At 64.7% G+C, this 23860-nt stretch carries 19 protein-coding genes; 11 read left to right on the top strand and 8 right to left on the bottom strand.

The genetic code is table 11. From position 1 onward, the window contains the following. Positions 1-2 precede the first annotated feature (2 nt). From RM2_RS08905 to RM2_RS08890, 4 genes are all read left to right on the top strand, one after another. Positions 3-893 (top strand): TIGR01777 family oxidoreductase, encoded by an 891-nt coding sequence (locus tag RM2_RS08905; RefSeq protein ID WP_072688463.1) that lies wholly within the window; start codon positions 3-5, stop codon positions 891-893. A 95-nt stretch (positions 894-988) separates the two neighbouring features. After that, positions 989-1765 (top strand): lipoyl(octanoyl) transferase LipB, encoded by a 777-nt coding sequence (gene lipB / locus RM2_RS08900; protein WP_072688462.1) that lies wholly within the window; start codon positions 989-991, stop codon positions 1763-1765. A 52-nt stretch (positions 1766-1817) separates the two neighbouring features. Continuing rightward, the gene (lipA, locus tag RM2_RS08895) at positions 1818-2828 is read left to right on the top strand and encodes a lipoyl synthase (protein ID WP_174553836.1); all 1011 of its coding nucleotides are present in this window, start codon (positions 1818-1820) and stop codon (positions 2826-2828) included. A 73-nt stretch (positions 2829-2901) separates the two neighbouring features. Next, the gene (locus RM2_RS08890) at positions 2902-3660 is read left to right on the top strand and encodes a DUF4191 domain-containing protein (protein WP_072688460.1); all 759 of its coding nucleotides are present in this window, start codon (positions 2902-2904) and stop codon (positions 3658-3660) included. Between the two features lie 37 nt (positions 3661-3697). Here RM2_RS08890 and RM2_RS08885 read toward each other — a convergent pair whose 3' ends face one another. After that, positions 3698-4174 carry an RDD family protein gene (locus RM2_RS08885; RefSeq protein WP_072688459.1) on the bottom strand — a complete coding sequence of 159 codons (477 nt, stop codon included), beginning with the start codon at positions 4172-4174 and terminating at the stop codon, positions 3698-3700. Between the two features lie 211 nt (positions 4175-4385). Between RM2_RS08885 and glnA (RM2_RS08880) the strand changes: the two genes are divergently transcribed. Continuing rightward, entirely contained in the window at positions 4386-5822 is a 1437-nt protein-coding gene (glnA, locus tag RM2_RS08880; protein ID WP_072688458.1) for a type I glutamate--ammonia ligase, read from the top strand. Here glnA (RM2_RS08880) and RM2_RS25110 read toward each other — a convergent pair. The 3 genes from RM2_RS25110 to RM2_RS08865 all read right to left on the bottom strand — a co-directional run bounded on the left by RM2_RS25110 (position 5742) and on the right by RM2_RS08865 (position 10378). After that, the gene (locus RM2_RS25110; RefSeq protein WP_072688457.1) at positions 5742-6047 is read right to left on the bottom strand and encodes a site-specific integrase; all 306 of its coding nucleotides are present in this window, start codon (positions 6045-6047) and stop codon (positions 5742-5744) included. The two genes, glnA (RM2_RS08880) and RM2_RS25110, sit on opposite strands and share 81 nt — an antisense overlap. Before the next feature lie 489 nt (positions 6048-6536). After that, positions 6537-8339 carry a hydantoinase B/oxoprolinase family protein gene (locus RM2_RS08870; RefSeq protein ID WP_072688456.1) on the bottom strand — a complete coding sequence of 601 codons (1803 nt, stop codon included), beginning with the start codon at positions 8337-8339 and terminating at the stop codon, positions 6537-6539. Further along, the gene (locus RM2_RS08865) at positions 8336-10378 is read right to left on the bottom strand and encodes a hydantoinase/oxoprolinase family protein (protein ID WP_072688455.1); all 2043 of its coding nucleotides are present in this window, start codon (positions 10376-10378) and stop codon (positions 8336-8338) included. The genes RM2_RS08870 and RM2_RS08865 overlap by 4 nt, the downstream gene beginning before the upstream one ends. Positions 10379-11603: 1225 nt before the next feature. On the opposite strand from RM2_RS08865, the gene RM2_RS08860 reads away from it, so the two are divergent. From RM2_RS08860 to RM2_RS08845, 4 genes are read left to right on the top strand one after another with little or no spacing between them, the layout of a single operon-like run. Continuing rightward, entirely contained in the window at positions 11604-12254 is a 651-nt protein-coding gene (locus RM2_RS08860; protein ID WP_139277711.1) for an ABC transporter permease, read from the top strand. Next, positions 12247-13467, top strand: a complete 1221-nt coding sequence (locus RM2_RS08855) for an ABC transporter ATP-binding protein (RefSeq protein WP_072688453.1) — start codon at positions 12247-12249, stop codon at positions 13465-13467. The genes RM2_RS08860 and RM2_RS08855 overlap by 8 nt, the downstream gene beginning before the upstream one ends. Next, positions 13464-14240 carry an ABC transporter permease gene (locus RM2_RS08850; RefSeq protein WP_072688452.1) on the top strand — a complete coding sequence of 259 codons (777 nt, stop codon included), beginning with the start codon at positions 13464-13466 and terminating at the stop codon, positions 14238-14240. The genes RM2_RS08855 and RM2_RS08850 overlap by 4 nt, the downstream gene beginning before the upstream one ends. Then, on the top strand, positions 14240-15217 hold the full coding sequence (locus RM2_RS08845) for a glycine betaine ABC transporter substrate-binding protein (protein ID WP_072688451.1): 978 nt from the start codon (positions 14240-14242) through the stop codon (positions 15215-15217). Before RM2_RS08850 ends, RM2_RS08845 begins: the two co-directional genes overlap by 1 nt. Positions 15218-15244: 27 nt before the next feature. Here RM2_RS08845 and RM2_RS08840 read toward each other — a convergent pair whose 3' ends face one another. The 4 genes from RM2_RS08840 to RM2_RS08825 all read right to left on the bottom strand — a co-directional run bounded on the left by RM2_RS08840 (position 15245) and on the right by RM2_RS08825 (position 22286). Next, positions 15245-16216: an endonuclease/exonuclease/phosphatase family protein gene (locus RM2_RS08840; RefSeq protein WP_245813789.1), complete on the bottom strand. Its 972-nt coding sequence runs from the start codon at positions 16214-16216 to the stop codon at positions 15245-15247. 7 nt (positions 16217-16223) lie between these two features. Next, positions 16224-19238 carry a bifunctional [glutamine synthetase] adenylyltransferase/[glutamine synthetase]-adenylyl-L-tyrosine phosphorylase gene (locus tag RM2_RS08835; RefSeq protein ID WP_072688499.1) on the bottom strand — a complete coding sequence of 1005 codons (3015 nt, stop codon included), beginning with the start codon at positions 19236-19238 and terminating at the stop codon, positions 16224-16226. A gap of 8 nt (positions 19239-19246) precedes the next feature. Then, the gene (gene glnA / locus RM2_RS08830; RefSeq protein ID WP_072688450.1) at positions 19247-20587 is read right to left on the bottom strand and encodes a type I glutamate--ammonia ligase; all 1341 of its coding nucleotides are present in this window, start codon (positions 20585-20587) and stop codon (positions 19247-19249) included. A 142-nt stretch (positions 20588-20729) separates the two neighbouring features. Next, a complete protein-coding gene (locus RM2_RS08825; protein WP_072688449.1) occupies positions 20730-22286 on the bottom strand; it encodes an alpha/beta hydrolase in 1557 nt (518 codons plus the stop codon). A gap of 199 nt (positions 22287-22485) precedes the next feature. Here RM2_RS08825 and panB point away from each other — a divergent pair, with 199 nt between their 5' ends. Next, positions 22486-23355 carry a 3-methyl-2-oxobutanoate hydroxymethyltransferase gene (gene panB / locus RM2_RS08820; RefSeq protein WP_072688498.1) on the top strand — a complete coding sequence of 290 codons (870 nt, stop codon included), beginning with the start codon at positions 22486-22488 and terminating at the stop codon, positions 23353-23355. Positions 23356-23400: 45 nt separating this feature from the next. Continuing rightward, positions 23401-23853 carry a hypothetical protein gene (locus RM2_RS08815; protein ID WP_072688448.1) on the top strand — a complete coding sequence of 151 codons (453 nt, stop codon included), beginning with the start codon at positions 23401-23403 and terminating at the stop codon, positions 23851-23853. Positions 23854-23860 lie beyond the last annotated feature (7 nt).

The following is a 23860-nucleotide window of genomic DNA, read 5'->3' as shown; positions in this document are numbered from 1 at the left end:
ACATGCGAGTAATCGTCGCCGGTTCCTCCGGGCTGATCGGGACCGCTCTCGTCTCGTCCCTCCGCAGCGACGGCCACGACGTCGTACGTCTCGTGCGCCGATCACCCGCCGGCCCCGACGAGTCACGTTGGGATCCGCAGACAGATCGCCTCGACACGAAGATCCTCGCCGAAGCCGACGGGGTGGTAAATCTGTGCGGGGTCGGAATCGGTGGACAACGCTGGACCGGCGCTTACAAGCAATTGATCCGTGACAGTCGCATCGCGGCCACCGATGTTCTCGCCGAGGCCGTCACCGAAGCCGGCGTTCCGGTGTTCGTGAACGCAAGCGCGGTCGGGTACTACGGCGACACCGGCGACCGCGTCGTCGACGAGAAGTCTCCATCCGGGACCGGTTTCCTCGCAGACACCTGCCGCGATTGGGAAGCCGCGGCCGCCTTCGCTGACACGGCGACGGTCCGAACGGTCTTGCTGCGCAGCGGCATCGTCCTCTCGCCACATGGCGGAATACTCGGCAGACTGACGACGCTCTACTCGCTCGGGCTCGGTGGCCGACTCGGTAACGGTCGCCAGTACCTGTCGTGGATCTCGCTGGAAGACGAGGTCGATGCGATCAAGTTCGTGCTCACCCACGAGGACGTCTCAGGCCCGGTAAATCTCACTGGTCCGGCGCCGGTCACCAATGCGCAGTTCAGCAGCACGTTGGCGAGGGTGTTGCGCCGCCCCGCACCGTGGGTCGTACCGGGGTTCGCGCTGAACGTACTGGTCGGAGAGTTTGCGCACGAAGGCCTCCTGGCGGGGCAGCGCGCCATTCCCACCGTACTCGAGGACGCCGGATTCCGGTTCCGGCACAACACCGTCGGTGAAGCCCTGGGCGCAGCCCGCGTCCGGTGAGCGGCCGCAGCCCTCGTCCGGTGAGCGGCCGCAGCCCTCGTCCGGTGACCTCACTCACGGTGGCCCCGCCGATTCCCCGGCGTAATCTCTAACGCATGAGCAGCGCGCCACAGTCCGCCCGCGTCAGCCCGGCTCCGATCGCTGTCGAAGACCTCGGCACGATCGGCTATGTCGCCGCCTGGGACCGCCAACGCGAACTCGCGGCAGAGCGGGCTGAGAACGTGGGCGCCGACACCCTGCTGCTGCTCGAACACCCTGCCGTCTACACCGCAGGGCGGCGGACGGAGCCCGCGGACCGGCCCACTGACGGCACTCCCGTCATCGACGTCGACCGCGGTGGGAAGATCACCTGGCACGGCCCGGGACAGTTGGTTGGCTACCCGATCGTGAAACTGGCCGAACCGGTGGACGTCGTGCGTTACGTGCGCAGGCTCGAGCAGGCGCTGATCACCGTCTGCACCGACCTCGGTGTCGAGTGCGGGCGGGTCGACGGGCGCTCGGGCGTGTGGTTGCCTGCCTCGTCGGAGAACGGGCACCCACTGCCCGAGCGCAAGGTTGCGGCCATCGGCGTTCGCGTGCAGCGACGGGTCGCGCTGCACGGTTTCGCACTCAACTGCAACTCCGCACTCACCGGATTCGACGCGATCATCCCGTGCGGCATCCGCGATGCGGGCGTCACATCGCTCACTCGCGAGTTGGGCCGCGACGTCACAGTCGGGGATGTCAAGCACGCCGTCACGGCAGCGGTCGTAGCCGCACTCGATGGCACTCTTCCGATCACCGAACACGACATCGAGCGTGTCGCGTTCGACACCGGCGGTGCCGCGAAGCCCACCTCTACACTCAACTTCACCACTGTTCAGTACGGCTGACGAGCGCACTCCCCTGCCTCCGCTAGACCTCGCCGGGAGTACAATCGGTGCCGTGACTGTGGCCCCAGAAGGACGCAAACTGCTCCGCCTCGAGATCCGAAACGCGGAGACTCCGATCGAACGTAAGCCGAAGTGGATCAAGACCCGGGCCAAGATGGGCCCGGAATATTCCGAACTCAAGAGCCTCGTGAAGCGCGGGGGCCTGCACACCGTGTGCGAGGAAGCCGGCTGCCCCAACATCTACGAATGCTGGGAAGACCGCGAGGCGACGTTCCTGATCGGCGGTGAACAGTGCACCCGTCGCTGCGACTTCTGCCAGATCGACACCGGCAAGCCCGACGACCTCGATCGCGATGAACCCCGGCGTGTCGCCGAGTCCGTCCAGGCGATGGGGTTGCGGTACTCGACCATCACCGGCGTCGCACGCGACGATCTGCCCGACGGAGGCGCCTGGCTCTACGCCGAAACCGTGCGTCTGATCCACCAACTCAATCCTGGTACCGGCGTCGAACTGCTGATCCCCGATTTCAACGCCAAACCGGAACAACTGGCCGAGGTGTTCGCCACCCGACCGGAGGTCTTGGCGCACAACGTGGAGACGGTGCCCCGCATCTTCAAGCGGATCCGGCCGGCATTCCGCTATCAGCGCAGCCTGGACGTGATCACCGCCGCACGCAAGGACAACCTCGTCACCAAGTCCAATCTCATCCTCGGGATGGGAGAGACCCCCGACGAGGTCACCCAGGCTCTCCACGATCTACACGACGCGGGCTGCGACATCATCACGATCACCCAGTACCTGCGCCCCTCCCCGCGGCATCACCCAGTCGAACGGTGGGTCAAGCCAGAGGAGTTCGTCGAGCACTCACAGGCCGCCGCGCAGATCGGGTTCGCCGGTGTGATGGCCGGGCCCCTGGTTCGCTCGTCATACCGCGCCGGCCGACTGTACGCGCAGGCGATGGCCCACCACGGTCGCGAATTGCCTGCAGGCCAGGAACATCTCGCCGAAGGCGGTAGCGCTTCGCAGGAGGCAAGTTCTGTCCTGGCCCGCCTCGCCCACTGACCGCGCCGCGTGTGCGGTGATCGACATGGGACGGGTCACTACCGCGAACGGCTAGGGACGTATCCTGAACAGCATGGCGAACGGCAGTAAATCCGGCAAAGCGGGCAAACCCAGCAAAGAAGCAAAGGCAGCCGCCAAGGCAGCCCGCAGGCAGGCGTCGAAAGAACGCAGAACTCAGCTCTGGCAGGCATTCCAGATGCAGCGCAAGGAAGACAAGCTGCTTCTGCCGATCATGCTCGGCACGCTCATCGGACTGGCGGTGGTGTTCTTCCTCGTCGGTCTGATCTGGGGCATCCAGTGGTTCCTCCTGCCGTTCGGTCTCATGCTCGGCGTACTCGGTGCGTTCATCATCTTCGGTCGACGGGTGCAGAAGACGGTCTACGGCAAGGCTGAAGGCCAAGCCGGCGCGGCGGCGTGGGCGCTCGACAACATGCAGGGCTCCTGGCGCGTCACCAGTGCCATCGCGGGCACTACTCAACTCGACGCCGTTCACCGCGTGATCGGCCGTCCCGGTATCATCCTCGTCGCCGAGGGATCGCCGCAACGCGTCAAATCGCTTCTGGCCCAAGAGAAGAAGAAGGCTGCCCGCTTGGTCGGCGACACCCCGATCTACGACTTCGTCATCGGCAACGACGAGGGCCAGGTTCCGCTGTCCCAATTGCAGAGGCGTCTGAACAAGCTTCCGAAGAACATCGACAACAAGCGGATGGACGCCATCGAGTCGCGGCTCGCGGCGCTCAGCAGCCGCGGTGGCGGCGCCGCACTGCCCAAGGGTCCGATGCCCGCCGGCGCGAAGATGCGTGGCGTGCAGCGCACCATCCGCCGCCGCTAGTTGCTGCTTCGTCAGCCACGTGGGGTCCGATGTCAGGTCAGCGTGTGCGTACCAGCGCGGTACCGGTGCCCCGGTCCTGCATGCCCCTGCCGTCGGCGTCCGTGATAGTTCCCGGCACCACGAACACGAGCAGGGCCTGCCGTACCAGCGCGCGAACGAAGCCGACGCGCACCGGTCCGTCGATGCGCGCGACGTGCAATCCGAGGCAGAACTGTCCCGGTGTGAACGAAAACAGTGTCACCGTCGCTATGCCGATCACGAACCACACGGCCAACGTGACGGTCGAGAACGGACCTTCGAAGAAGTTGTCGCCGATGATCAGCGCGGCGATGCCCGCCGACGACACCCAGTCGATCATCAGCGCCGCAAGACGGCGGCCCGTGCTCGCGAGTGCGCCGGGCCCCGCCGGCTGCAAACCGAGGCGTTCACCCCGGTAAGACTGCTTCATTTCGTCCGCACCGTCCGGCAGCGCAGCCAAGGGTCCGGAGAGCCAGGATCCGGTGATTCGTGCCATGCTGTCAAGGATAGGCGTCTCGTCTCCGAGGACTTCAACCGGAGTTATTGGCTGTGTACGCGGTCACATCCGGTGAAAAAGCCCAGGAAGATTCGATGTGTAACACGGGCGAAACAAAAGGTTGACCGGCGGGCAACACCAAGTCCCTACGGTTTGGCTCGACGAATTCGCCAGTACTCACCTGGCTGAAGCGACTTAAGGAGCAACAAGCGTGGCCTTCACCACGGCCGAAGAGGTCATTAAGTTCATCAAGGAAGAGAACGTCGAGTACGTCGACATCCGGTTCAGTGATCTGCCGGGCGTCCAGCAGCACTTCTCGATCCCGGCCTCCGCGTTCAACCTGGATGTCTTCGAGGACGGTCTCGCGTTCGACGGTTCGTCCGTCCGCGGCTTCCAGTCGATCCACGAGTCGGACATGATGCTCCTGCCCGACGTCTCCACCGCGCAGATCGACACGTTCCGTGCCGCCAAGACGCTGAACGTCAACTTCTTCGTCCACGACCCGTTCACGCGTGAGTCGTACAGCCGCGACCCGCGCAATGTCGCCCGCAAGGCCGAGGAATACCTGACGTCGACCGGCATCGCCGACACCGCGTTCTTCGGCGCCGAGGCGGAGTTCTACATCTTCGACTCGATCCGGTACGACTCGCGGATAAACGGCTCGTTCTACGAGATCGACTCCGTGTCCGCGTCCTGGAACACCGGCGCCGAGATGAATGCCGACGGCAGCCCGAACCTGGGGTACAAGGTCCGCCCCAAGGGTGGCTACTTCCCCGTCGCGCCGTACGACCACTACGTCGACCTCCGCGACGAGATCTCCACCAACCTGCAGAACGCCGGTTTCGACCTCGAGCGCGGCCACCACGAGGTGGGTACCGCAGGCCAGGCGGAGATCAACTACAAGTACAACACGCTGCTCGCGGCTGCGGACGACCTGCAGCTGTTCAAGTACATCGTGAAGAACACCGCATGGCAGCACGGCAAGTCCGCCACCTTCATGCCGAAGCCGCTCTTCGGCGACAACGGCTCGGGCATGCACGTGCACCAGTCGCTGTGGAAAGACGGCAAGCCGCTGTTCCACGACGAGGCCGGCTACGCGGGCCTGTCCGACATGGCTCGTCACTACATCGGCGGCATCCTGCACCACGCGCCGTCGCTGCTCGCGTTCACCAACCCGACGGTCAACTCGTACCACCGTCTGGTGCCGGGCTACGAGGCCCCCATCAACCTGGTGTACAGCCAGCGCAACCGCTCGGCAGCCGTGCGTATCCCGATCACCGGGAACAACCCGAAGGCCAAGCGCCTCGAGTTCCGCGCCCCCGACTCCTCGGGTAACCCCTACCTGAACTTCGCGGCGCAGATGATGGCAGGCCTGGACGGAATCAAGAACAAGATCGAACCGCAGGCTCCGGTCGACAAGGACCTGTACGAGCTCCCGCCGGAGGAGGCCCGCAACATCCCGCAGGCTCCCACGAGCCTGGCGACCGTCATCGATCGCCTCGAGGCGGACCACGACTACCTCACCGAGGGTGGCGTGTTCACGACCGACCTGATCGAGACCTGGATCTCACTCAAGCGCGAGCAGGAAATCGCTCCGGTCAACCTGCGTCCGCACCCGTACGAGTTCCAGCTGTACTACGACGTGTGAGTCGTAGGACGCTCTGAGCTGCACGAACACTAGCTGCTGACAGTTTCTGTCCGCAGACACACCAGACGAGTCCATTCGTTCCGCCAGAACTTCACCGATGGCGGTTCGGGTGGACTCGTCTGCGTCCGGCCACAAGTGGCTGTACATGTTGAGCGTCGTGGTCGAGCTTGCGTGCCGCATCCTCGCCTGAACGGTCTTGATATCCGCACCCTTGGAGATCAGCAACGAGACGAGATAGTGGCGGAGGTCGTGAAAACTGAATTCCTCCGGAACCCCCCAGGATCAACCTCTTTCGCATTCCGGAGCGCCCGCTCGATGATCCATGGCGGCGCCGGTCCACCAGCGCCGTCGGTGACGATGCATTCCCCGGCCATTGTCGGAATGAGGCCGACAGCATAACCGTCAACTCACGGGGCACCGGGATCGGTGTGCTACTTCCCTTCGTCCTCAACGGGTCCTCCGGCCACTGATTCTTGAGGTAGACCACACCCCGCACGAAATCGACATCGGCCACCTTCAACGCCGACACCACGGCGATGCGCAGACCTGCGAACGCCCCGAGCAGCACGGCCGCCTGCAAGTTGTTGGGCATGGCGTCGTGAATAAGCTCAGGTCAGGTGGCGTAGTGCATTGATGTCCTCGCACTGCATTTTGTGCTCGCACTGTGATTTCTATTTCACCAGATTGGGCAGCAGTAGTTTTCGCCGTGTGGTGCTATACCTGAGTGTTGTCAGGCGCTGCCCTCGTTTCTCTCGCTTTGCTCTGCTCGGCGCGCAGCACCAGCGTCGCGTCGGTGTCGACCTGACCATCCTCGGACAGGACCACCAGATAGACCTCCCTGGCCTGCTGCGATGAGACGTATCCGGCCAATACGTCGGCGGCTACCGCCTCGGGCGGACGCTTGGCCGGGTCACCCCAGCCACCACCTCCTGCAGTGCACTGCGAAATGACCTCACCGGCTCCGAGCGCCAGGTTGTAGGCCTTGCTGCCGAATTCAGGTGCGGCAGAGCGCTGTTGGGGTTCTTCCGGATCGACGGTGTAAGACGCGGGAGCGCCGGCCAACCCATCCTCGAAGCCCCACGGCGGTACCCGCACCCGGTCACCCAGGATCGAGACCGTGGCGTCGTGACCCAAAACGCGGAGATCACGCCTGATTCCGAGGCCGCCGCGGTGGATACCCGGCCCTCCACTGTCGGAACGCAGCTCGTAGCGCTCCACACGCACCGGATACTGGTCTTCGACAACCTCCACCGGCACGTTCGAGATATTGCCGACGATGGACCAGACGGCGTTGTGGCCATCGCGGTCACGGCCCGCGCCCCACCCGCCCTCCGGATATTCGTAGAGCACATACTTGCGCCCGGAGCGCGGGTCTGTGCCACTGATGATCTTGTTGTTCCCCGATCCCTGATCGCAGGCCACTACTCGTGGCCCGCCGTCCTCGGATCGGGGGATGCTTGCCAGTGCCCGGAACATGGTGTTGTGGACGACGATGGTGGTCTCGGTGCCGCCGGTGCACGCCGCGGGGAATCGCGGGTTCACGATCGTGCCCTCGGGCGCGAAGATCTTGATGGGGCGGTAGCAGCCGACGTTGGGTTCGATATCGGGGTCGGTAGCCGCCTGGAACACCATGTACACCCCTGCACAGGTGCAGCCCAGCACGCTGTTGAGCGGGCCCTCGACTTGCTCTGAGGACCCGGTGAAGTCGACCTCGGCCTCATCGCCGTTGATACGCACCGTGATGTTGATGACGCGGGGGACGTCGGTGATGCCGTCATTGTCAATGAAATCCTGCGCGTGGTATTCACCGTCGGCCAACCGCCTGATCGCTTGGCGGGTGCGATGCTCGGACTGGTCGAGGATCAGCGTCATTGCGGCCTGCACCTGGGTCGCGCTGTAGCGTTCTGCGAGCTCGATCAGCCGACGGATGGCGGTGCGGTTGGCCGACATCTGGGCCTCGAAATCCACTCGCAGTTGGTCGGGCAGCCGGGTGTTGCCGACGATGAACTCCAGCAGATGCTCGTCGCGCACACCATTGCGCACCAGCTTGACGGGCGCGATCCGCAGCCCTTCCTGATAGTTCTCGCGCGCTTCGGAAAAGAAGCTCCCCGCGCTGGTTCCCCCGATGTCCAGCTGATGCGCGCGGTTCACGGCGTAGCCGAGCAGCGCGTCGTCGTGAAAAATCGGCGCCACGAAAGTGACATCGGGCAGATGGGTTCCACCCAGGTAGGGGTCGTTGAAGACCACCATGTCACCACGCCCGAGCCCTTCGGTGCCGAACGCATCGGTCACCGCCTTGGTGGCGAACACCATGGATCCCAGGTGGATGGGCAGGAACTCACCGTGCGTCACCATCTGACCGTGCGCGTCGAAGATCGCGCAGGAGTAGTCGTTGCCTTCGTTGAAGATCGGCGAGCACGACGTCCTCGACAGTGTGACCCCCATCTCGCGGGAGATCGAAATCAGCGCGTGACCGATGACCTGCAGGGTGAACGGGTCCATCGTCGTGGGGATCATGGTTCTTCCTTCGTGATCAGCAGGCATCCGCCGGTGTCTCGCAGCGCCAACCAGCCAGGGGGGACCAGTGTCGTGGCGTCCTCCTGGTGCAGCACCGCCGGACCAGGAAGTCGCTCCCCCACCACCAGCCCCCCGCGGCCGACCACCCGAGTCTCGGTGAACCGATCGATCGACTCGAAGTACACCTGGCGCGTCTGCCCATCGTTGCTGCAGTCCACCTCGGCCCACTCCCAGGACACGTTGGGGTTGGGCTGGTGCGCGATGCCGGTGACTCGCAGGGTGACCAATTCGACCGCAACATCGTCGAAGTGGTGGCCGTACTGACGTTCGTGGGCCGCACCGAACGCGGTTGCAAGCGCGCTGAGGGACTCCGCGCTGACCTGCAGACCGCCATGGCGCACCACCAACTCGTGTGCCTGTCCGGCGTAGTGCAGGCTGGCCCACAACGCTAAGTCAACCAGCGAGCGGTCGTAGCCCTCCCCGGCGAGCAGACCACTCACTTCCCTGACGAGATCAGCCACTGTCATACCCACCAACGCAACATCGAGACCGGCCAAGGGCCTATTGATCGACCGCAGTGTGTCGCGGCGCGGCGCGGCCAGAATCGCACCAAATGCCGACGTGCAACCGGGAAACGGTGGTACGACCACCGTGGTGATGCCGAGCTGATCGGCGATATCAAGAGCGTGGACCGGCCCTCCGCCACCGAACGGGGCCAGCGCATACCAGCGCGGATCACGTCCGCGCTGCACCGAGATCGTCCGCACCGCATTGACCATCGCCGCGTTGACCAGCCGCACGATCCCGGTCGCGGCCTTTTCGATGCTGATACCCATCGGCTGGGCGATTTGGTGCTCGATGGCCTCACGCGCGGCGGCAAGATCAAGATTCAGGTGACCACCCAGCGGTGTCCCCTCGTCGTAGCGTCCCAACACCAGGTTCGCGTCGGTGACGGTGGGTTGGGTTCCGCCCCGTCCGTAGCAAGCCGGCCCGGGTGCGCTGCCCGCCGAGACCGGACCCACCCGCAGCGCCCCGCCAGTATCCAACCACGCGATGGAGCCGCCACCTGCACCAATGGTGTGCAGGTCGAGTGTGGGGTAGACGATGTCCAGCCCACCCACACTCATGTCCAGGCGCTCATCGGGGACACCGCCCTGCACACCCGACACATCACAGCTGGTGCCTCCCATATCGAGAGTCACCACGTCGGGTTTGCCGGCCTGGGCTGCCAGCCAACGCGCCGCCGACACTCCCCCGGCAGGCCCGGACAACAGAATCGGGATGGGTGATCCCGCAGCCGCGCGGGCCCCAAGCGCCCCACCGGAGTTGGTCATGACCGACAGCCGACTCGAAGAAACGCCGCGCTGTTCGAGTTCTGCGCTGAGGCGGCTGACAAAGTTGCGCACCACCGGGGCAACAAACGCCGCTGCGACAGTCGTCGACGTCCGCTCGTACTCTCGCAACACCGGTAGCACCTCGCTGGAGCAGAACACCGCCTCGGCGCCGCCCTCCTCGAGGATGATCTCCCGCACCCGCAGCTCGTTGGCAGGGTTGCGGAAAGAGAACAGAAAGGAGATCCCGATCGCGGTCACCCCTTGCTCGCGCAACTCACGCCACGCGGCACGTACGCCATCTTCATCAATTTCCGTGATGATCTTGCCCGAGCTGTCGACCCGCTCGTCGACCTCCTTGCGCAGGTGTCGGGGCACCAGCGGTGCCGGGATAGTCTCATAGAGGTCAAAGAGGCGCTCCCGGTGGGTGCGGCGGATCTCCAAGACGTCCCGGAACCCCGCCGTTGTCAGCAACCCTGTGGAGGCCCCACGCCGGGTCAAGATCGCGTTGACCGCCAGCGTGGTGCCCAGCTTGACGTGACTGACGTCGGCGCCGTCGACATCGGCCGCATCGAACGCCGCCATGATGCCCTCAGCCGGTCGGAGATAGTCTGTAGCCGCCTTGAAGCAGCGCGCCAGTCCGCTCTCCTCATCAAGGATGACGACATCCGTGAATGTGCCACCGACGTCGATCCCGATTCGATTCACACTTCACTCACCCGACCGCGCTTCATCGCATGTCACCCAAACAAACTGGTGGGCCACACGCCTCGCACACTCATCAACACTCTACGCAATGTGCCGCTCACCAGATAGCGCAGGCGCGGCTGCTTCCGTTCCAACTCGCCCAGAACTTGCTGAGGGTGTAGCTGCTGCGGCGGCCAGCGCCCAAGGCGAGAGCGTGGGGATGTTATTGCAGGACAGAGGCGTACCTGCAGTGACCTAGGGCAGCCCCCGACCGGAAGGGCTGTGGGGCACTCTGACTGCCCAACCCGCTCCCCCAAGCCCGTTGGTTATGGATGGCCGATCAGGAGCCCGCCACCACTCCCTGGCATTCGAAATATTCCGAACACGTTCCTAGGCCGGTGGTGGTGCAAGGGTGTTGTCGGCCCAGCGCCAGTCGCAGGACCGGAAGGTAGAGAACCCGCCCTGCCACTCACAGTGGAAGTGCTGGCCAGTCGGCACCGCTGGATTATCACAAAAGCCGCCTGCCCACGCATCGCTGACCGTGGTTGCACCGAACCCGCAATTGTCCGAGATGAAAATGTCCAGGGACGATGGCCCAACGTACGTGGTGCCGTCTGCTTGTGCGGTGGGTGACCCGAACACCAGTCCCGTGGCTACGAGTCCGGCAGCCACCACGGCGCTTGTTGGTCCGCGCATATTTTCACCTCAGTCAGTAGATGCTTTCTCGGTCGGTACTGGGCAAAGAGTCCGGTTGACCCCAGTCACGCCCTCCACCGGCGATTGCCATGGCCGCAGCAGCTACTGATCAAAAACGGCGCCAAACTCCATACGGTTCACACAGTAGGACTCCTTGATGAGAACGGCTAGTCGCGCGGGTGAGGGGCATTTTTCCGCTTCATCACCTCGTTCGGCAGGTGCACGGTCACCGGACGGTGCGGGGCTTCGGAAACCGCGTCGTCCCCCGGCTCGCCGGCAGTGGTGTGACATTCCCGATCCAGTGAACGCACAGAGTGCTGGCGCGGTGACGGCCTGCATGCCCGGTAAGCGCTCAACCAGCGAGCGAAGTTGGTGACACCGTGGCAGAGTTAACCGCGGTACGCAGCGTCACCCTCACGACCAGGAGCGTCGCATGACGCTCCTGGATTTCTGGCGACAGGCTGCGCCTGCGAGTGATCCGGAGCAACGCAAAAAGCTAACAGACGGTATTTCTCGAACGAGCACTGGGAAGAGGGGCCGGCGGTTGGACATCGCGCAACTGTGGGATTTTGTCTCCTCCCGGAGGCAGCAACTCCTGACCGACTCCTATCTACACGTCAGTGCCGTCGTTCAGTCGGTGGTCATCGCCACGATCGTCGCGGTGGCGATCGGGATACTCGTGTACCGCAGCCCGGCGGGCTCTGCCATCGCGACCGCGGTGGCAAGCACGATCCTCACCATCCCGTCGTTCGCGCTACTCGGCATGCTGATCCCGATCATGGGGTTGGGCGTGGCTCCAACGGTGACGGCGCTCGTGCTGTATGCGCTACTACCGATCATCCGGAACACCATCCTCGGGCTCGCCTCGGTCGATCCGGCCGTCACCGATGCGGCCCGCGGAGTGGGAATGAGCCGCGCAACGGTGCTGACCAGGATCGAACTTCCGCTCGCCTGGCCGACTATCCTTACCGGTATGCGTGTGAGCACGCAGATGCTGATGGGCATCCTCGCCATTGCCGCGTACGCCAAGGGTCCGGGGCTCGGCAATCTCATCTTCTCTGGACTCTCCCGCGTCGGCAGTCCGACAGCGGTACCGCAGGCCCTGACCGGGACTGTTCTCATCGTGCTCCTCGCTCTTGTACTCGACGGCATCTACGTCATCGTCGGCAAACTCACCACCTCCAGGGGGATCCGTGACTGATCTCGACCCATCTCGCACCAAGGGCCGCACTGTCTCGGGCGTGGACATCGTCCTCGAAGACGTCGTCAAGAAGTACCCGGGGCAGGCGGAGGCCGCCGTCGACAACGTATCGATGCACATCCCCGCCGGCGAGATCGTCGTGTTCGTCGGACCGTCAGGCTGCGGCAAGACCACCACGATGCGCATGATCAACCGGCTCATCGAACCGACGTCGGGGAAAATCACGATCGGCGGCATCGATGCCCTGTCCATCAACCCGGACAAGTTGCGTCGGGGCATCGGCTACTCGATCCAGCAGGCGGGACTGTTTCCGCATCTCACCATCGCGAAGAACGTCGGCACCGTCCTCGGGCTGATCGGCTGGAACAAGAAGAAGATCGCCGAACGCACCGACGAGATGCTTGACCTGGTCGGACTCGAACCGGGCCTCTACCGCGACCGCTACCCACGACAACTGTCGGGCGGCCAGCAGCAACGGGTCGGAGTGGCGCGTGCGTTGGCGGCCGATCCTCCCGTGCTGCTGATGGACGAACCCTTCGGCGCAGTCGACCCGATCACGCGCGGCCTGCTACAGGACGAATTGATGCGGCTGCAGTCCGACCTGGGCAAAACGATTGTCTTCGTCACCCACGACTTCAACGAGGCAGTCAAGCTGGGCGACCGAATCGCGGTGCTGGGCAATCAGTCACACATCATGCAGTACGACTCCCCGGAAGCGATCCTCGCCAATCCTGCCAATGACATGGTCGCGGGGTTCGTCGGCGCGGACGCATCCCTCAAGCAACTGACCCTGACCCGGGTCCGGGACGTCGAGTTACTGGAGTGCCCCACCGCGTACTCCGACGGCTCGATCGAAGAACTGCGCGCCGAAATCGCCCGACGCAAAGTCAAGTGGGGATTGATTCTCGACGTCCGAGATCGCCCCATCCGGTGGGTGTCACACAACCACCTCACCAATGCCACCTCGCTACGCGACGTCGGAAATCCGATCGGCGCGTCCGTCTCCACCCAGTCCACGCTGCAGGATGCTCTGGAGGCTCTGCTCGCGGAGAGTAGCGCCTCTACTGTGGTCACGGGGCGCAGAAATGAATACCGGGGCCTGATCACGATCGACACCCTGGTCAACCATCTGTCCGCCATGCGCGAGGAACACTCGAGTACTGAGGAAGCCGGCAACGGCGGCGTGGCACGTGCAGGCGGGGCATCGTCATGACTGCCGCCCTCGTCGATCCCACAAACGCGGCTCCGACCGATCGGCGTTCGGAGCGGGGCAGATTGTTCGTCCAGCCGATCCTCATCTTGATCCTCGTCGTCGGAGTTCTCGGATGGGCCTTCACCCGCGACCTCAGCGCCACCCAGAAGGTCAGCATCAACGCGGCCAATATCGCGGAGCGGACGCGGGAGCACGTGCTCATCACTGTCGCCGTCGTCGCGATCGTCGTTGCCGTCGCCGTTCCACTCGGCATCCTGCTGACGCGACCCGGGTTCACAAAGCTGGCACCGATCTTCATCGGGATCGCCAATATCGGGCAGGCCGCTCCTGCCATCGGACTGCTCGTCCTGCTCTTCCTCGCCACGAAGACGACCGGGTTCTGGATCGGCGTTCTCCCCATCGCGTTCTACTCACTCCTGCCTGTTCTGCGGAACACGATGCTTGGTCTTCATGAGGTCGATCCTGCGGTCATCGACGCCGGACGCGGACAGGGCATGACCGCTCGTCGGGTACTGCGCAAAGTCGAATTGCCGCTCGCCGTCCCGTACATCCTCGCGGGGTTGCGCACAGCTCTCGTCCTCGCCGTCGGAACAGCGACACTCAGCTTCCTCGTCAGCGCGGGGGGTCTCGGAATCCTCATCGACACCGGGTACAGGTTGCGTGACAACGTCACGCTGGTCGTCGGCGCCGTGCTCGCCGTTTCGCTCGCACTGCTCGTCGACTGGTGCGGCGCTCTCGCCGAAGAGTTCCTCGGTCCGAAGGGCCTGCGCTGATGAGGAAATTCCGGCGCATCCTCGTGGCATCCGCACTCGCCACCCTCACCCTGGCGTCCTGTGGCCTCCAATCCGGCGGAGCACTGCCGCTGGCGGTTGGGCCGGGCAGCATAACGCCCGTTCCAGACCTCGAGAACGTGAAGATCACCGTCGGCTCGAAGGACTACACCGAGCAGGTCATCCTCGGCTACCTCATCGAGTTCGCACTCAGCGCCGCCGGCGCCGACGTGCGCGACCTCACCAACATCGCGGGGAGCAACAGCACGCGCGACGCCCAAGAGAGCGGCCAGATCGACATCACCTACGAGTACACCGGGACAGGCTGGATCAACTATCTCGGCCACGAAACGCCAGTCCCTGGAGCCACTGCGCAGTTCGAGGCAGTCCGGGACGAGGATCTCGAACGCAACGGAATGGTATGGGTCGACCCCGCACCGATGGACAACACATATGCGCTCGCCATGAGCAGGCAGACCGCAGACGAGACCGGGATCACCACCTTGTCTCAGTACACAGACCTGATCGAGGCCGACCCTAAGGCAGCGTCGACCTGCATGGAAAGCGAGTTCCTTGTCCGGCAGGACGGATTTGCCGGTATGGCAGCCAGATACGGTTTCGACCTTGCCCGCGTGCACCCCAACATCCTGCAGACGGGCATCATCTACGAGGCGATCGCGCGCGGAACGTCGTGTAGGTTCGGCGAGGTGTTCACCACGGACGGGCGCATCATCGCGCTCGATCTCCTGATACTCGAGGATGACCTCCACTTCTTCCCGAACTACAACCCCGCCATCGTGATGCGCAAGGATTTCGCCGATGCCCACCCTCAGGTAGCCGAGGTGATGGCCCCCGTCTCCGCCGCGCTGACCACCGCGGAGATCACCGAACTGAATCGTCGGGTCGACGTCGAGGGTGAGGAGCCTGCGAACGTCGCGCGTGACTGGCTGGTGGACAAGGGATTTATCACGCTCCCGTGACCGCCGGGCGCCTCCTCCGCGCCACGTTCAGTTCGCGAGGACGATCTTCGCGATCAAGCCGCGGTGATCCGAACCCTCCAACACCACCGACTCCACCGACTGCGCCTGCGCCCCACTCATGGCGATGTGATCGATCGCGATCATCGGCGGAAACGGCTGCCGGTCGGCCGGATAGGTGTTCTGGATCCCCGCACCGGCTTGATCAGCGGCGTCCCGGTATCGTCCCGTCACGAGGTTCCGGTACTTCACGTGGTCGCGGGTTGCGTTGAAGTCGCCGCTGACGATTACCGGCCCAGAGTCTGCGGGAATCGCATCGAGAATGGCCTCGATGCGATCCATCTCCCCCGACCAGACCGAGGGATCCGTGGGCCACGGCGGGACCGGGTGAAACGCGTACAGCGCCGTACTCACGTCATCCGAGAGGTTCACCCGGGCCGACAACGCAGACAGGATGAATTCCGAATAGTGGACTTTGTCGGAGAGCGAGTATCGACTCCAGATACCAGTTCCCTCGCCGGCGATTCCCGGCATCAGGAACGAGAACGGCAGCGTCGATTCGATTCCCGCGCCCACCAACCGATCGACGGCCTCGGGTGTCAGTTCGTTGACGGCGAGGACGTCGACATCGCGGTCGCGGATCTGCCGGACCAGAGAGGCGGCGTCGGCATTACCGAGCCAGATATTGGCCTGCATCACCGTCAGTTTCGGCCCCGACGCAGTCACCGTGTCGTTTGCCACGTACAGCGGACCCTGCGACAGCGTGGCCGCCACGGCCACAGTCAGCGCAACCGCGAAACCGACCCAGTGCCGGGTCAGTCCCAGAAGCACCACCCCGACTGCGGCACCCGCCATCAGGTAGGGCGCAGCCGACGCCAGAATGAGCAGTCGCTGGTTCTGCACGTCGAAAAATCTCAGAGCGACGCCGAGGACTCCGACTGCCACCGCGAGCCAGCCGAGCGCGGCCAGCGCGCGAGCACCCCAGGTCACTGCCGCTCTCACGCGGCGGTCACTCCCCGAAAACCCTCTCCACCACGGCCTTGGCCCGTCGGGTCACCCGCAGGTAGTGGTCCAGGAACTCGCCGGCATCGTCGCCGCCCCAGCCTGCGATCTGCGCGACCGCAGACAGGACGCGCCCCGAGCCGGGAAGTTGATCAGTGGGCTTGCCACGAACGAGGACCAGGCAGTTGCGCGCTTTCGTCGCGGTGATCCACGCGTCCCGCAGCAGTTCGATGTCCGAGTCGCTGAGCAACTCGGACGCACCGATGGCGTCGAGGGTCTCGAGCGTCGACGTGTTGTGGAGCGACTCGATCTCGTGGGCATACCGAAGCTGGATCAGTTGTACGGTCCACTCGATGTCGGCGAGACCGCCTCGTCCGAGCTTGGTGTGGGTCGCGGGGTCGGCCCCCCGAGGCAGGCGCTCGGAGTCGATCCGGGCCTTGATCCGCCGGATCTCACGAACCGCCTGCTCCGACACCCCACCTGCCGGATAGCGCGTCTTGTCGATCATGTGCAGAAAGCGCAGACCGAGGTCTGCGTCGCCCGCGATGTGATGAGCGCGGAGCAACGCCTGAATCTCCCAGGCCTGCGCCCAGTTCGCGTAGTACGCCTCGTACGACGCCAGTGTGCGCACCACCGGTCCGTTGCGTCCCTCCGGTCGCAGTCCGGTGTCGACCTCGAGCGGCGGGTCGGTACTGGGTGCGCCGAGCAGCTTGCGAACCTTGTCGGCGATACTGTTCGCCCATTTGACGGCGACAGTCTCGTCGATCCCTTCATGAGGTTCGCACACGAAGAGGACGTCGGCGTCCGATCCGTACCCGAGTTCGCCACCGCCAAGACGGCCCATCCCGATCACCGTGAAGATGGCGGGAGCAGGCGTGCCGAGTTCCTTCTCGCTCGCCTTGATCACCGCGGAGAGAGCGGTGTTCAGCACGGCAGCCCACACGGACGACAATGCGCGGCACACGCCGGGCACATCGAGCATGCCGAGGACGTCGGCAGAGGCGATGCGGGCCAACTCGTATCGGCGCAGAGACCGAGCGGCGCCGATCGCGCGTGCGGGGTCGTCGTGCCGCGCCGAAGCGGTGAGGATGCCGCGGGCGACGTCCTCGGGCTTCGATTCCAGCAGACGCGGCCCACCCGGCGAATCCGCGAACAGTCGAACGACGTCCGGTGCCTTGATCAGCAGATCCGGGATGTAGGCCGAGGACCCCAGTACGGTCATCAAGCGCTCGGCGACCGAAGCCTCGTCACGCAGCAGACGAAGGAACCAGATCCGGTCGGTCATCGCCTCCGACAGCCGCCGGTACGCGAGTAGCCCTGCATCGGGATCCGCTGTGTCACCGAGGTATTCGAGTAGCGTTGGCAGTAGCATCGCCTGGATCCGCCCCTTGCGAGACCCACCGCCGGTGAGAGCGGTGAGGTGCCCGAGTGCATTTTCGGGGGTGGTGTAGCCCAAGGCCGCCAGCTGGCGGATGGCCGCGTCCGGGCCCAGTCGCAGGGCGTCCTTGTCCATGCGCGCCACCGATTCGAGCAGCGGACGGTAGAACAGCTTTGCGTGCAGCCGCCTCACCCGGTGCGCATTGCGCTTGATTTCCGCGTTGAGGACCCCGAGTGAATCCTTGCTCCCGTCGGGTCGCATATGCGCTGCCCGCGCCAGCCAGCGCAACGCTTCGTCGTCGTCCGCCGGCGGCAGGGTGTGCGTACGCCGGAGTTTCTGCAACTGCAACCGATGTTCGAGCAACCGCAGGAACTCGTAGGATGCAGCAAGATTCGCGGCATCGTCACGACCGACGTAACCGCCCGCGGCGAGCGCCGTCAGGGCGTCGATCGTGCTCTGGACGTGCAACGCATCGTCGGCGCGGCCGTGGACGAGTTGAAGGAGTTGGACGGCGAACTCGACGTCACGCAAGCCGCCCCGCCCCAACTTCAGTTCGCGTTCTCGGAGTTCAGGGGGAACCATCCGCTCCACTCGGCGGCGCATCTCCTGCACCTCGGGAACGAAATCCTCACGCTCGGATGCGATCCACACCATCGGGCTCAGTGCGTCGACATATCTCTGACCGAGGTCGGCGTCTCCGATCATCGGGCGAGCCTTGAGCAGTGCTTGGAATTCCCAGGTCTTGGCCCAACGCTTGTAATACGCGACGTGAGACTCGAGTGTGCGGACGAGTTCCCCTCGCTTACCCTCCGGCCGTAGCGCGGCGTCCACTTCGAAGAAGGCCGACGACCCGATACGCACCATTTCGCCCGCTATTCGGCTGGCGGTCGTATTGGCCGGTTCTGCGACAAAGACCACGTCTACGTCGCTTACGTAATTGAGTTCGCGCGCACCACATTTGCCCATGGCGATAACGGCGAGGCGCACCGGGCAGGGGACATCCGGGCACACGGTCGCGACAGCTACTGCGAGGGCAGCGTCGAGGGCGGCATCCGCCAGATCGGACAGTTGGTGGCCGACCGTCTGGTATGGCAGTACCGGTTCATTCTCGACTGTCGCCGCAAGGTCGGTGGCCGCGAGCAGCATCAACTCGTCGCGGTACGCCTTGCGCAGGGCTGCAATGGCCTCTGGTCCAGTGACCGTCGCCCGGTAGAGGTTGGCGTCCGGATGACCACCCTCCTCCGGCTCGGCGCCGACTGCGGCCAACAGCGCGGCAGTCGCCGCCTCCTTCGACGAAAGCGTGACATCGCCGGCGAGGATCTTCCAGGAGAGCGGGTCCGCGACCAGGTGGTCGCCGAACGCACTGGAAGCACCGACCAGACCGAGTAGACGACCGCGTATGCCCTTGTCTGCGCGGAGCGCCGCGTCGAGTTCGGCCCAGCCCTCGCCGAGCCCGTCTTTCAGCCGCACCAGCGTACGGAGCGCGAGATCGGCATTCGCGGCCCGCGACAGCGACCACAGCAGTTCGATGCTGTCGGCACCAACCCAGCCCAGATCCTCGAGCTCGGATGGCGCGGTCGGTTCGACCAGGCCCAGACGACCGGGCCCTGGTACAGCGGAACGCGCAGCCGGAGGCTTCACCATCTTCTTACTCACAACCCGAGATAGGTCTCGAGCTCGAACGGTGTCACATGGCTCCGGTACTCCGCCCACTCACGCCGCTTGTTGCGTAGGAAGAACTCGAACACGTGCTCGCCGAGCGCCTCGGCGACCAGTTCCGACTTCTCCATCACACGGAGCGCACCATCGAGGTTGGTGGGAAGCTCCCGGTAGCCCATGGCGCGGCGCTCGGCCGACGTCAACGCCCACACGTCGTCCTCGGCCTCGGGCGGAAGCTCGTAGCCCTTCTCGATACCACGCAGACCAGCGGCGAGAAGCACCGCAAAAGTCAGGTATGGGTTGCACGCCGAATCCGGGCTGCGGATCTCGACGCGACGCGACGATGCCTTGTTCCGCGTGTACATCGGCACCCGCACCAGTGCAGACCGGTTGGACGGCCCCCAGGACGCCGCGGTTGGCGCTTCGCTGCTGTGGATCAGTCGCTTGTAGGAGTTCACCCACTGGTTGGTGACGGCGCTAATCTCGTTGGCGTGCTCGAGGATTCCGGCGATGAACGCCTTGCCGGTGCCCGACAGTTGCATCGGATCATCCGGGTCGTGGAATGCGTTGGTATCGCCCTCGAACAGGCTCATGTGTGTGTGCATCGCGGAGCCGGCCTGATCGCTGAACGGTTTCGGCATGAAGGTGGCACGAACGCCCTCGGCGATCGCGACCTCCTTGACCAGGTATCTGAAGGTCATGACATTGTCTGCCATCGACAGGGCATCCGCGTATCGCAGGTCGATCTCCTGCTGGCCGGGAGCGGCCTCATGGTGGCTGAACTCGACGGAGATGCCCATCGACTCGAGCGCATCGATGGCATGTCGCCGGAAGTTGGGGGCGGAGTCGTGGACTGCCTGGTCGAAGTAGCCGCCGGAGTCGGCGGGCTTGGGCGGCGTGCCGTCGATCGGTCCGTTCTCGATGAGGAAGAACTCGATCTCGGGGTGGACGTAGCAACTGAAACCCAGGTCGCTGGCCTTGTTCAACTGTCGACGCAGCACGTGCCTCGAGTCGGCCCAGGACGGAGAGCCGTCCGGCATCGCGATGTCGCAGAACATTCGGGCCGAGTGCTGATGCCCCTTGCTCGAACTCCACGGCAGCACCTGGAAGGTGGAGGCGTCCGGTTTCGCGACCGTGTCTGCCTCGGAAACCCGGGCGAAGCCCTCGATCGCGGATCCGTCGAAGCCGATCCCCTCCTCGAAGGCACCCTCCAGTTCCGCTGGTGCGATCGCCACCGATTTCAGGTATCCGAGAACATCCGTGAACCACAATCGGACGAACCGAATGTCGCGCTCTTCGAGGGTGCGAAGCACGAATTCCTTTTGGCGATCCATGTCCGCGAGAGTAGGCAAAGTTCATTAAATCCGTGTAACTTCGCTGATTTGCCCGCCACGGATCTCGCATCGTGCCAGCGAGCGAACGTCTCGGTCGATTCTGTCAGGCATGAACACGTCAGCACGTCAGCACGTCAGCACGTCAGCACGTCAGATCGGCAGGCGGCACCGTGAGGTCTGCCAGATAGTCAGTGACCGCGTCGTCTACGCAGGCTTTCCCGTTGAGAACTACGGTGTGCTGGGTGCCCCGATTGGTGACCAGCACACCGTTCATCTGCTTCGCGAGATCCACGCCCGCCTGATACGGCGTCGCCGGGTCTTCGGTGGTCGAGACCACCACGACCGGCGGGATTCCCGGTGCGACGATGGTGTGCGGCGTGCCCGTGTTTGGGACGGGCCAGAATGCGCAGGTGTCCAACGGAGCGTTGCCGGTGCCGCGGCCGTCATCGAGGAACGGCGCCACCTGCCGGAACCGGGTGTCCGCCTCGCCGACCACCGCAGGATCGGTGACAGGCGGATCGTCCACACAGCGAATCGCGGTGAAGGCGTCGTTCAGGTTGGAGTAGGTGCCGTCATTGGAGCGGCCCTCGTACAGATCGGCCAGCGTCAGCAGCGAATCACCCGTGCCCGATTCCAGACTCTCCAGGCCCCCACGGAGCAGACCCCACAGATTCGGCGTGTACAGGGCCTGCTGGACGCCGGTGATCGCGTCGCCGTAGCTGAGGCCGCGCGGGTCGGTCGTCGCGGCAGGCTGGTCGATCAGCGGGTCGACGAGTGCACGGAACCTCGCGATCGCCTGTGCCGGATCGTTGCCGAGTGCGCAGTCCGCCTGCTGCATGCACTCCGCGGCGAAGGCGTCGAATGCGTCCTGGAATCCGGCGCCCTGAAGGATCACTTCCTCGGTCGGGTCCTGCTCCGGATCGAGCGCGCCGTCGAGGACCATCGCTCTCACGTTGCCCGGGAAGGTCTCCGCGTAAGTGGAACCGAGACGGGTGCCGTAGGAGTAGCCGAGATAGTTCAGCTTCTCGTCACCGAGCACCGCGCGGATGACGTCCATGTCGCGCACGACGTCGTACGTTCCGACGTGCGCGAGTACATCGACCCCCGTCCGCTCGGCGCAGTTGTTCGCGTACTCCCGGTTCTCCGCCTCAATTCGCGCGATCCCGGCGGGACTCATGTCGACATCGTTTTCCTTACGTTTCGCGTCCGCCTCCGCTGCGGTCAGGCAGGCCACCTGCGGCGTGGATGCACCGATGCCGCGCGGATCGAAACCGATGACATCGAACCGCTCCTCGAGATCCGTGCCGTCCGCCACGGATGCCAGTCCGATCCCTGACGCTCCCGGCCCACCCGGATTCACCAGCAGCGATCCGACCTTGTCTCCGGTCGCCTTCGACCTGGACACGGCAATGTGCACGGTTGCACCCCCGGGATTCGCGTAGTCGTTGGGCACGGTCACCTTCGCGCAGTCGAGATTGTCGCCGAGCGGGGATCCGTCCGTGGAGTACCCATCGCACGAGCCCCAGTCCACCTGCTGCGTGTAGAAGTCCTCCAGTCCTGCGGGGACGGGGCCGGACGGGGCCGTGGCGGCCCCGTCCGGCCCCGCTGTGCCTCGTACGCCCGATGCGCAGCCGGCGACGACAAGGACAATGGCAAGGCATCCCGCGAACGCGGCCGGCACCCAGGCACTCTTCGACATAGAACGATCGTGCCAGGTTCGGGGCCCGGCAGGTTTTCCGGCAGGTAACAGCCCTGGCGATGGGTGTGATCTATTGCACCCGTACAACTACTTCGCTCGCCCAGTGGCCGGTGGCAGACTGATACTCGCCATCACCCACACCCGGGGACCCGCCAAGGGCCTCGAGGCCAGAAAGGGACTGACGATGTCGCATAGTGAGATGTCCGATAGCAAGTCACCGGCGAGCCCGCTAGGAGAGCAGCTCTACGGATCGGCGCCGGCGCACGGCGCACCCACACGCAAGACCCGCATCCATCACCTCCAGGCCATGAAGGACGCAGGCGAGCGGTGGTCGATGCTCACTGCCTATGACTACTCCAGCGCGCGGATCTTCGAGGAAGCCGGTATCCCGGTCCTTCTCGTCGGCGATTCGGCCGCGAACGTCGTCTACGGCTACGAGACCACCATTCCCGTCACGATCGACGAACTCCTCCCCCTCGTCCGCGGGGTAGTCCGCGGTGCGCCGCATTCACTCGTGGTGGCGGATCTGCCGTTCGGCAGTTACGAAAGTTCACCCCAAAAGGCCTTGGAGACGGCGGTCCGCTTCATGAAAGAAGGATTCGCCCACGCAATCAAGCTCGAAGGCGGCGAGCGCGTCGCTCCTCAGATCGCAGCGATCACGGCCGCCGGCATTCCGGTCATGGCCCACGTCGGGTTCACCCCGCAGAGCGTCAACTCGCTCGGCGGATTCCGCGTGCAGGGACGCGGCGGCGCCTCGGAACAGCTGGTCGCAGACGCGATCGCGGTGCAGGAAGCCGGCGCCTTCTCCGTCGTCATGGAGATGGTGCCCGCCGACATCGCCGGACAGGTCACCCGCAAACTCAGCATCCCGACAGTGGGCATAGGAGCGGGCGCCGAATGCGACGCCCAGGTCCTGGTCTGGCAGGATATGGCCGGCTTCACCAGCGGCAAGACGGCCAAGTTCGTCAAACGCTTCGGCAACGTCGGCGACGAGTTGCGTAACGCGGCCGCGGCGTACGCCGCAGAGGTACGTACCGGACAATTCCCGGCGGAAGAGCACAGCTTCTAGCTAGCCCTTCACTGACCGGTACGGCACAACATCGAGGGGATATACATGCAACAGCGAGGGTTGTTCCGTACCGGTCGTGGTCATCACCTGGTCGTGCTCGCAGCCGGGACGATCGCACTCGCAGCGGTCGTCACCGGGTGCGCCGGGCAGGGCACACCGCCGGCGCCCGACTCCATACCCCCGAGTCCCACCGCCGTGGCGGGTCCCGGTGTCGCCTTGGTTCCAGGTGCGGTCACCGAGGCGCAGGCCACCCAACTGTGCACCGACATCGAGGGCCAATTGCAGAGTTGGCGAACCTACACCCCGACGATCGGCAAGACCGGCTTGAACGGACTGGTCGGAACGTGGATCGCGAAGAACAACCTCAACGCGCTCGACTTCCTTGGGGATCGTGGACGGATCGACGTGATCACCACGGCGGCCTGCCCTGACATCCGGCAGGGAGCGGTGACCGCGCTGGAGATCCCCGACCTGGCGTCTGGTCTGATCGGGTTCTAGGGTCTCC

It is taken from the genome of Rhodococcus marinonascens NBRC 14363 (assembly GCF_001894885.1).
GTDB lineage: Bacteria > Actinomycetota > Actinomycetes > Mycobacteriales > Mycobacteriaceae > Rhodococcus_F > Rhodococcus_F marinonascens.
Note: the sequence above shows the minus strand (reverse complement) of the source record. Positions and strands in the feature narration are given on the sequence as shown.